We start from the raw sequence: 10,887 nt of genomic DNA, 5'->3' as shown, positions 1-10,887 counted from the left end.
AGTCCTCGGACGGCGTGGCGGCGAGTGGCGGGGCGTCGGCCAGTGCTGGGGCGGACGGGCGCACGCCCGGAGACGCCGCCCCGACGGTTCCCGGCCCGGCCGGGTCCGGTTTGGTCGCGCCGGCCGTGTCCTCTTCTCTTCCTGCGGCGTCTGCCGCTGCGCCCTCGGCTGCGCCGTCTGCTGTTCCTGCCGCTGCGCTCACGGCGACTGGCCCCGATGCTGCGGCTGCGGCTGCGGCTGCGGCTGCCGCTGCGGCTGCTCCATCCACTTCCACTCCCACTTCCACTTCCACGTCCACTCCTGCTCCCGTTCCCGCTGCTCCGGGGTGGGCCGCGTCGGCTGCTCCGGAGCCAACTGCGCAGACCGCGGCATCCGATGCGCCATCCGTGATCACCACGCCGATGACACCCGTGCCCGCGGCGCCCGCGACGGTGTCAGGGGCCAGCCGAACGGGGCGCGTGGCCGACACGGCTGCGGCTGACACGGCTGCGACTGACACAGGCGTGGCCGAGACGGGTGCGACTGAGGCGGGTGCGGCTGGCACGGGTGCGGCTGACACGCGCGTCGCCGAGGCGGGCGTCGTGACCCCGGGTGCCCTGGGCGCTCGGTCGAGTGCGCACGCCGAGACGGGTGCGACTGAGGCGGGTGCGGTCGAAGGAACGGGGGGCCCCTCCACGGTCGCCGCGGCCGTCGCCGAGACGACCGCCTCCGCCGTTGACCGGACGGTTGCGGCCTCGGTGACGACCGACACGGTCGGCGCAAGGCCGAAGGCACCGATCATCGGTGCGATGTCGGCCGCCGCGGAGCCTCCGGCCAGCGGAACCGGAACGGGGACGGAGCCCGGCATCGTGTCCGGGGAGCCCGCGCCGCCCCTGGCGGGCACGGCGTCCACGGAGCCGACCGCGGGCACAGCAGACACGGTCGGCACGTCCGCGGCAGCGGACGCATCATCCCCCGCGGTTGCTGCCGACGCGGTGGGCACGGCGGACACGGTGGGGCCCACGGAGGCGGTGAGCACCGCGGACACCGCGGGGGCGGCGCTCACGGCGGACGCGGTGGGGCCCACGGAGGCGGTGAGCACCGCGGACACCGCGGGGGCGGCGCTCACGGCGGACGCGGTGGGGCCCACGGAGGCGGTGAGCACCGCGGACACCGCGGGGGCGGCGCGCACGGCGGACACGGTGGGGCCCACGGAGGCGGTGAGCACCGCGGACACCGCGGGGGCGGCGCTCACGGCGGACGCGGTGGGGCCCACGGAGGCGGTGAGCACCGCGGACACCGCGGGGGCGGCGCTCACGGCGGACGAGTCCGGCTCCGCGGGCACGTCCGGCACCTCGCCCGAGGGAGGCGTCTCCGACCCGACGGTCGCGGAGATGAGGGCCACCCCCGCGACGTCCACCGCCGACCCCGGGACGGGAACGCGCATGGACGCCACGCCGGACGGGGGCCCCGACGTTGCGGCCCCGGACGGTGGCCGGGAGCAGGCGTCCAGCCCCGGGACCAGCACGGGCTCCGAGACCGCGACAGGGGCGGTGGCATCAGCGACGGAGGCGACCCCGGTCGCGACCGCGCCGGACGGCGCTCACCTGATCGCCGACCACGGTGGCACCGGCGAAACAGAGCTCGCGGACACGGCCGAGAGTGTCGCGGAGGCGTCGGCGAAGCCCGAGATCCCCGGCACATCGGTGCTCCCGGAACCGTCGGATGCGTCGGTGCGCCCAGAGGCAGACGACACGTCAACCGTCTCAGCATCCTCCGACGCGCCGGAGGCGTCGAGCATCGCACCCGAGTCGGGCATCAGGTTCGACGCGGACGCGGACGCGGTCCAGACGGCCACCCCCGCGGGCACGACTCCTTCGGACACGACCCTCGCGGACACGACTCCCGTGGACGCGACTCCCGTGGACGCGACTTCCGCGGACACGACCCCCGCGAGCACGACTCCCGCGAGCACGACTCCCGCGAGCACGACTCCCGCGAGCACGGCAGCCGCGAACACCCCGGCGTCCGCGGACGCCGCGTCCACACCCCCCGTCGAGTCGGGGACCCCGCGCACCGATCACTCCGCGGTCCCGGGCCCCGACAACACCGGGGCACTGAACGCCGGCCACTCCGGGGTCGCGCAGGCCGATGGTTCCCCGCACCCGTCGGGACCGCCCGATGCGACGCCGGCCCCGGTCGAGACCTCCCGCCCCGCTCCCGACCAGGGCCCGCCGCCGGTGGCCGAGACGGCGGACGCCGGGAGCCCGCCCGCCGCCGGGTACCCCTGGGAGGCGATGCTCGCCGGTCAGCCCCTGCCGATCGTCAGCGTCGACGCCGACGGTCACGCTCGGCTCGTCTCGGCGATCGAGCAGCAGCTGATCGGTGGGGGGATGCCCGACGCCGTCGCCGCGGACGGGGTCCGGCACGCGCTCGGCCTGGGCGAGAACCCGACCGTCGCGGAGCTCGCCGCCGCCTGGCGTTCCGCGCTGGACGACGGCGGGATCAGCGTGGACGGCCACCGGGTGGGGCTACGGGTGGACCAGCTCGCCGATGCGGTCCCCGCTGCTGCGGCCCCGGACGACGGCGCCGCCCCCGCCGCTGCCGACGGCGCCGCCGCTGCCGACGGCGCCGCCGCTGCCGACGGCGCCGCCCCTGCCGACGGCGCCGCCCCTGCCGACGGCGCTGCCCCTGCCCCCGCGGCGACGGCCGCTCCCGCTGACGGCTACACGCGCACGACCTCGGCCGAGGCGTCGAGCAAGTCCGGTGCCAACCACTCCCGACGTATCGAGGTCCAGCTCCAGATGGGCCACTCGGCCGCACCGGTGTTCCCGACCGCCTCCGTCACGGCGGCCACCACCCGGGCCGAGGACGTCTCCGTCAAGGAGGCGCTCAAAGGCTCGCTGACCGCGACGGCGGTGGCGGAGGGGCTCCCTGCCACGGCGAGCATCCGGCTCGTCGACGCCGATCCCGCCCCGAGAGCGGAGGCCGCCGCGGACATCGCGCTGGACACCGTCGTCCCCGTCGACGTGCGCCTGTCGGTGCCCGAGCTTCGGCAGGTCGATGCGGCCGCTCAGCCGCAGCCGGTCGGGACACCCACCCCCGCCCGCGCCGGCGACGAGGGGACGGGGACGCCCCCGGACGCCGCCCCCGACCGCCCGCGCGGCGTCGATCTGCGCGACGTCGATCCCGTCCGCATCTCCCACCTGGACATCGGCGGCAGCCGGCACCGCGATGCATCGACGCTCGACGCGGCTGGCCGTCTCCTCCTCGCGGACGGCGACGTGACCGAGACGGTGGGGCCGCACCGGCTCCGCACCGTCGCCACGGAGCCGCCGACCGTGACCTTCGTCGCGCTCGCCGACGGATCCACCAGCCGCACCCGCAGCACGGCGGTCTCGCACGGGCAGTCGGCGACGAGCGAGCTCGGCGTCGGCGGAGGGGCGAGGGGCAGCGCGGGCGGCAGCATCGTCCGAGCGGGCGGTGTCGCCGACCTGGGGCTGAGCGGGCAGAACGGCCGGTCGACGGACGAGAAGCACACGCGGACCCGGCGCAGCGACGACGAGGTCGCCGTGTTCTCGATCAGCAGGACGCTCCGTCGCGAGACGCCCCCGGCGGGTGTGCTCGGCTCTGCCGTCGCCTCGGCGTTCGGGAGGCGCGCGGACGCGCGGAGTGAGGAGTTCGTGGTCAGGACCCGCCTGGAGCTGAGCGTGGCGGAGGCCGTGGAACGCGGTCTGCACGTGCCGGACGAGGTCAGGCGCGGGGCCGTCCAGGCGCCGGCGGCCGCGACGCGGACCGTCGACCGGTCCGCCGCACCCGGCGCCGGCACCGCCGGCACCGACGCCGCCGCCGCGGATGCCGCTGTCGATGCCGATTCCGCCGTCGCAGCGGTCGCCGATCCGGGCACCGTCGCGCCGGTCGTCGCCGATCCGGGCACCGTCGCCCCGGCTGTCGCCGATCCGGCCGCTGCCGATCGGGCCGCCGCTGCCCGCACGACGACTGATGTCGACCCCGCCCGTGACACCGTGGAGTCGGTGCCGGCCGACCTCGTCGACCGTCTCGTTGACGCCCTGCACCTCTCCGGGCGGGGGGCCGAGGCCGTTCGTGCCGCGTTCTCCGGCAGGAACGGCGTCGAGGCGCTGCACCGTGCGGCCACCGACACCACGACGGTCGTCTGGTCGGAGAAGGGACGCACCCACCGCATCGAGCTGACGGCGGACATGCGTTTCGGCGAGCTGCTGTCCCGGCGAGCCGACGCGACGCTCGGCACCGAGCACACCGTGGCACACAAGAGCGAGATGAGCACCGAGAGCAAGACGAGCCAGCGACTGTACGCCGGGGCGCAACTGCTCATCCCCGCCGGAGGGCGCTCGTCGATCGGGACGGGGACGGCGGGGGTCGCGTTCGGCATCCAGAGCACGGCGAAGAACTCGACATCGCACACCGACAAGGAGCAGCACGGCGCGGAGGGCACGGGCACGGTCAGCCGGAGGGCCGCCGCGACGGAGCTCAGGGCGGTCCACCGTTCCACGGCCGAGCCCTCGATCTGGCAGCGGTGGCTGCTGGGCGGTCGCCAGTTCGGCGGGTCGGCCGAGGACCGGCTGCGCGTGCACGACGAGGGCGCCCGCATCCCGCTCGACGGGACCGCGCGGGTGCGGCGCGAGGACGGCGGCGGCACGGTGCTGCCGCCCGGCCCCGCCCCCGCCCCCGGAGCTGGGGGACGCACGGTGGCCGGCGACGGCGACGGCGACGGCACGGTGTTCGCGGCGATCGATGCGGCGCAGCTCGGCCCCTTCGCGACTGTCGACCGGGTCGAGGGGGCTCGCCAGCATGCCGAGCTCGTCGAGGCCGCGCTGTCGAAGCGGAGCGGCGCGCTCGCAGGGAACGGAGGGTACCGCACCCCGCTCGGCAGCGGCAACTTCTCCAGCTGGGGGGCCACGGCGATCACGGTCGGCGGCGACGAGCACAGCTTCACGCTGTCGCCGCTGACACGTCCCGGCTCGACGACGGAGCCCGTCGTCGCACGTCTGGCGGGGGCGGACGGGCTGGCCGCCGTCGCCGAGGCCGGACTCCGCGGCGACGGGCTCGGCACCGGTGCTCTCGTGCTCCCCGGCACCCTCGGCGACCTGAGGGGGAGTGTGACGGTGCGGCAGAGCCTGGCGAACCCGGTGGTCGTCGAGACCCGCACCGGCCGGACCCTGTCCCGCGGTCACGCCGCGGAGCACGCCGTGGCGCGGTCGAGCGAGCGCAGCGTCACGCTCGGCGCGGACGGGACCGTCAGGGTGACGCCGCTGACGTCGCGTCCCGGAATGATGGCGCAGCTCGCGCTCAAGCTCGGCCTCAGCCATGGCCGCTCGAGGGACAGCGAGTACTCCACGGGAACGACGGTCTCGCACGGTTCTGCACAGGACACCGTCGTGCTGCGTTTCGACGCCAGGCGGGTGTACTCGCCGACGCTGACGATCGCGGGCATGGGGATGCGGCGCGACTTCGCCGCGGCGACGCTGACGCGCTTCGAGCCCGGCTCGGTCGACGTGGAGCTCCCCGTCAGCGACGCGGTCGCCTTCTACCGTGCGAACGGGCTGGAGGTCCCCGAGGCGCTGCGCCCGGCGGCGGAGGGGTCCGCGGCGCCGGACGTGCCCGGAGCGGCCGAGGGCGGCGATGCGGCTGCCGGGGCTGACGCGGTGGCCGGGGTCGTCGACGCCGCCCCCGTTCCCGCCGACGCGGCGATCGCGGACGATCCGGGCGATCCGCTCAATCTGGGCGATCCGCTCGATCCGGGCGATCCGCTCGATCCGCTGCGGGCGCACTCCGACGCCGCGGTGTCCTCCGTCGTCTCGGACGGGCTGGACGCCGCCGCGCGCACGCGCATCTCCGAGAGGGCGCACACGGCAGGGCTGTCGCCGGAGGACATCGACCTCGTGCTCGCCCGGGTCGACCGCCTGGTGAACGCCCCCGCGGGGTCGCCGTTCCTGCGCGACGCCCTGGTCGAGCCGGGCCGGGTGCTGGTCCCCCTCGCCCCCGGTCGGCTGCATCAGCGGGTCGCGAGCATCGAGGTCACGGTGTCGTCGCGCACGGAGGACGGGCCGCGCGGCGCCCGCCCTCCCGCGCGGCTGGAGGGTCGGACGATGACGACCGAGCGCGTGAGCGGTGCGACGACGAAGACGACCAGGTACACCCAGGTGACGGCCGGACTCGACGCGAGGGCGGGACTGCACGTGGCGCCGACGGAGACCCGCGGCCGTGTCACGGGAGGCGAGGTCGCCGGGCAGCTGGGCGTGACGCCGCTGAGCAGGCGATGGGACCGCAGTGCCACGGGCACCCCGCTGCCGTCGCTCACGGTCACGGCCGAGCACTCGACGCTGGAGCACAGCAGCCACCCCGTCGACATCGGTCTCCGCATCGACGTGCACGAACACCTCGCCGGAGCGGCCGACGCCCTCACGCCGCGGGCGGTGAGCGGGGGGACGACGACGTCGCTCGGCAGCTACGGAGTACCGGCGACCCTCGACGTCGTCGCGCCCGCGGGGACGCCCGCTGCCGCGCCCGCCTCCGATGCGGGCGTCGAGAACCCGGCGGACCGCGCCGGCGCCGCCGCTGCCGCTGCCGACGCGGACGCCGGTCCGAGCACGACGGTGCCGCTGTCGGACACCGGGGCCTGGCGTCCGCTGCGCTGGGAGGCGGACGGGGCGGCCGCGGTCAGGGAGGCGGTGGCCGGTCTGCTCGGCGACCGCGCCGCCGCGCGGCAGGGCGACGTGTACGACGACGCCCTGCGGACCGTGCTCTCCGGAACGTCGTTGTTCAGCGCGCTGCCCTCGATCATCGGCGGGCGTGAGCACCGCATCGACGGCCTGATCGCCCGGCACGGCGCGTTCCGTGACCGGCGCGTGTCGATCACGGTGTCAGGGGGCATCGCCGACCCCGCCGTCCGGCGCGGCGCCGTGGCGCCGGAGACGACGCTCAGCCACACCGTCGGCTCCTCGCACGGCGGCGGAACCGCGGTGAAGAGCGGCACCGAGGCGGGCGCGGCTGCCGCCGGGTCGGTGACCGGGCGTCCGGGGCCCGACACCCTCACGGGGACGGTCCTGCCGAGCGTCCGCCTGAGCGAGGGGCGCTCGACGGAGTCGTCCACCGAGGTGTCCACGTCCGAGAAGCATCGCCACGGGGGCGAGTCGGCGATCGTCGATGCCGAGCTCCGGCTGACCGTCAGGGTCGAGGTCGACAACTCCACCCCTGTCGGCCGCGCGGCCGACAGGCTCCGCGGCGGGTCGGGGCCGCAGGAGGTGACGGTGTCCAGCCCGGTCGTCCTGCAGATGTGGGCACAGCAGCTCGAGGCGCTCGGCCTGGTGGGCGGGCCGGGGCTCGAGCCCGGTGACGGCGTCGAGGCGGAGCGGGTGCCGGTACCCGCGACCGAGCCCGAGCCCGAACCCGAGCCCGAACCCGTGCACGGCGGCACTGCCGCAGGACTCGAGCCGGGAGATCCGGCGGACGGGCCCGAGCCGGACGACGTCTTCGCGGACTACCTGCTGTTCCAGGACCTGCTCGGGCTGGCGGACACCGCCCCTTCGGCCCCGTCCACGGCACCGCTGCACGGGGCGGGGCACGCCGTTCCTCCCGGTGACGTCCAGGCCGTCGCAGCCGTCGAGCCGTCGCCTGTCGCGCCCAGCGAGTCGTCCACGGCCGCAGCCGTCGAGGCGTCGCCGGGAGCGCCCGTCGAGGACGGGCTCGTCGACGTGCAGGAGCTCTTCGACTCCGCCTTCGCCGAAGCCGAGGCGGACGCCACGTCCGGCGACGTCCTCCCCGGCGACGGTTCCCGTCCGCCCGGCAGGTGAACCGGCGCACGCCCCGGGCACGTGTGCATGCTGAGGAAGGGAAGTGACGTGAGCCCGATCACCGTGGAACGCACCGACGGCGGCATCGTCGTCGCCGAGGCGAACGAGGCCCGTGACGCCGCAGCCACACTGCTGGACGGGCTGCCGCCGCTTTCCGCCGACCGCTACCTGGTGGCGCACACCTCGGCCGGGAATGCGCTCGCGTCCCCGGACGGGCTCCTGCTCGACACGCTCCGCCCTCTGGTCGGCGGCCGCGTCGTCGTCCCGGCCGCCGGGTTCGCCGCGGCGGAGGGGGACGAGGACCCCGCCGCGGCGCGGCTCGCCTCCGCACTCGGGGTTCCGGTCGTCGCTCCGACCGGACGGTTCATCCGCGCGGAGGGCGCGCTGTTCGCCGTCGGCGGCGGCGACGGCTGGGTCGCGCACGGGCCGGACGGGACGCGCACCGGCCTGGGCCGCCGCCAGCCCGCCCCGTCGTGGCAGAGCGGACTGGCGCCGCGCATCGACGGCTGCGCCCACATCCCCGCGGGGATCTGGGCGACGGCCGGATCCCCGCGCGCTCACGCGCTCACGCTGGCCCGCGTCGCGGTGCGTTCCGGGCGGATGCTGCTCGTCGTCGGCAGCCCGGCCGAGCCGGCGCCGTCGGTGGAACGGCTGGCCGGGGCGCTTCGCGCACTGCCGCCCGCCGCGGCCGATGCCGCCGTCCTCGTCGGCTACGGACGCCACAGTCTGACCTCCGCCACGGTGCGCGCGCTCGCCGACGAGCTGGCTCGGCCGATCCGGGTCGCGCACGGCGTCGAGATGAACGGGAGGGTGGTCCGGCTGGACGCCGCGCCCGAACGGTTCCCCGGGACCCTCGCCCTGGAGAGCGTCTGCGCCCCGCACGGTGAGCCGGTGCTGGAGCGCTGGACGGCTCCGGCCGGGCTGGCCGAGCGCGGGGGAGGGGTCTTCGCGCTCGCGCCCGGCTGGGTCGCGCAGGCGGTGCCCCAGGGGGTGATCGTCCGGCCCGTGTCGGACGCCCCCGACATCACGGAGGCGGATGCGACGACGCTCCCCGACGCGCTCGCGGTGTTCGTCCACGGCGACGGGGGAGACCTGTCGTGCCTGGCCGGGCCGCTCGGCCGGATGGTCGACGAGCTGGGCGCTCGCACCACCGTGCGGGTGATCCCCCGCGACGACCCGGCGAGGAGGATGCTCGTCGATGAGCTGCCCCGCCTCTGGGCGCCGAGCGTCGGTCTCGCGATGACGGACGACGGCAGGATCATCGCGGCCGAGACCGTCCCCGACGGTGACGGCGAGCCGGGAACGGGAGCCGAGCGGGGACCCGGAGCCGAGCCGGGAGCACGCACCGGAGCCGCACCGGCAGGAGGGGGCCGCCGCGGCGCGCGCTTCGCCGGGGGAGGGAGCGCCCCCGCGGCGGCGCGGCCGTCCGGCGGAGCCGACGACGTCCTCCCACGCACGGCGGCGGGTGTCGAGCCGGTGCTCGTCGTCGCGGAGTGGGGTGCGGTCGTCGCCGTCGCGGAGCAGAAGTCGGAATCGGAATCGGACCCGGACCCGGACCCGGAACCGGAACCGGACCTGGACCCGCACCCGAATTCGGAAAGCGACGCGACTCCGGCGCCGCGGACGCAGAGGGCCGGAGCGGGCGAGTCCCTGGCCGGCGCACTGCGCGGTCGATCCTCGACCGGCGTCCCCCGCTCGGAGGGACGATCGCGGCCCGCTCCTGTTCCCGCTCCTGTTCCCGCCGCGAGCGATCACACCATGAACGCTCTTGCCATGAACGCTCCCGCCACGACCGCGGACAGCGCGGATCGCTCGGCGCGGCCCGCGCTCGCGGACGCCGCCGTGCTCGGGGAACAGGCTCGCTCGGGCGCAGCCGGGGCGGTGGCCGCGCGACACCCCTCGCACGGCGTCGCCCTGTCGGCCCCTGGCTCCGCCTCGTCTGTCCCGACTCCGGCCCCTCGCTCCGCCTCGTCTGTCCCGACTCCGGCCCCTCGCTCCGCCTCGTCTGTCCCGACTCCGGCCCCTCGCTCCGCCTCGTCTGTCCCGACTCCGGCCCCTCGCTCCGCCTCGTCTGTCCCGACTCCGGCCCCTCGCTCCGCCTCGTCTGTCCCGACTCCGGCCTCTCGTCCCGCCTCGGCAGCCCCGACCTCTGCCACACCCGCGGCGGCCCAGCCGTCGGCCGAGCCCCCACCCGCACCCGCACCCGACCCTGCGGCGGTTCCGGACACCGCGTCGACCGCGGGGTCACGGGCGGCGCCCCCGGCGACCGAGGCCGCATCGGCCGGCCTGTCCGCGCCCGCACCGGCACGGGAGGCCGCCCCCGCGCCCGCACCGGCACCGGCACGGGAGGCCGCGCCCGTGCCCGCCCCGGAAGCGACGCCGGCGGACCCGACGGTGCCCCGCGACCTCGGCATCCCCACCCCGGCGCGCTCGACGCCGGAGCAGCGCCACCGGGTGCGTGCCGCCCTCGGCCCCCGCTACGACGTCGCGAGCCGCACCGTCGCGCAGTTGCTCGCGCAGCAGCCGGGGATGCGCGTCGCCGCCGACCGCTCCGCCCTGCTCACCTCGCTCTCCCTCGTGCGCGTGTTCGCCGCCGAACCGCGGTCCGGCTACGACCTCGACTTCCACACCTGCCTGGCGGAGGGCCTCGCGTTGCTGCCCACGGCCCGCGCCGTCGTGGTCAGGGGGCTGCCCTCGCTCGGCGACACCCGCATCGGGGACATGCTGAGCCTCGGCGAGCCGCTCGTGTCCGCCCCGGTCGACGGCCCGCGTACCGGCCCGGCGGAGGCCCTCATCTGGACGACGAGCGGCCGGCGCCTGGACCGGGTCCTCGCCCCCGCCGAGGGCGGGACCGACGTCGTCCTGCCCGCCCACACCCGATTGCGGGTGCTCGGCACCGTCGACGGGCCGGTCCCGCGGCTGCTGCTCGCCGAGCTCGGCTCGGACGAGGACGCCGCCTCGACGCGGCTGCGCGCCGCCGCGGACGGCCGGGCCGAGACGGGAGGGGACGCCGCCGTCCCCCGCCACGCCGATGACGACCGCTGGCTCGGCGCGCTGCCGATCGCCGGCTGAGAGG

Annotated in this window: 3 protein-coding genes and 1 pseudogene; 2 read left to right on the top strand and 2 right to left on the bottom strand. The window is 76.7% G+C overall.

The window, feature by feature from the left end; translation table 11 throughout:
* Both FM119_RS13970 and FM119_RS13765 read right to left on the bottom strand, forming a co-directional pair.
* Window positions 1-202: pseudogene (locus FM119_RS13970) on the bottom strand (hypothetical protein); the annotation flags it as partial.
* Window positions 199-372, bottom strand: coding sequence for a hypothetical protein (locus FM119_RS13765; RefSeq protein ID WP_179205136.1), 174 nt, complete (start codon window positions 370-372; stop codon window positions 199-201). The pseudogene FM119_RS13970 and the gene FM119_RS13765, both read right to left, overlap by 4 nt.
* Before the next feature lie 131 nt (window positions 373-503).
* Here FM119_RS13765 and FM119_RS13760 point away from each other — a divergent pair, with 131 nt between their 5' ends.
* Both FM119_RS13760 and FM119_RS00290 read left to right on the top strand, forming a co-directional pair.
* Complete coding sequence (locus FM119_RS13760) at window positions 504-7,811, top strand: hypothetical protein (protein WP_087135696.1); 7,308 nt, start codon at window positions 504-506, stop codon at window positions 7,809-7,811.
* A 48-nt stretch (window positions 7,812-7,859) separates the two neighbouring features.
* Window positions 7,860-10,883: a hypothetical protein gene (locus tag FM119_RS00290; RefSeq protein ID WP_087135695.1), complete on the top strand. Its 3,024-nt coding sequence runs from the start codon at window positions 7,860-7,862 to the stop codon at window positions 10,881-10,883.
* The last annotated feature ends 4 nt before the right edge of the window (window positions 10,884-10,887 follow it).

Origin of the sequence: Mycetocola reblochoni REB411 (assembly GCF_900163835.1) — a bacterium.
Lineage (GTDB): Bacteria > Actinomycetota > Actinomycetes > Actinomycetales > Microbacteriaceae > Mycetocola_B > Mycetocola_B reblochoni.
This window is presented reverse-complemented; position numbering and strand designations above follow the sequence as displayed.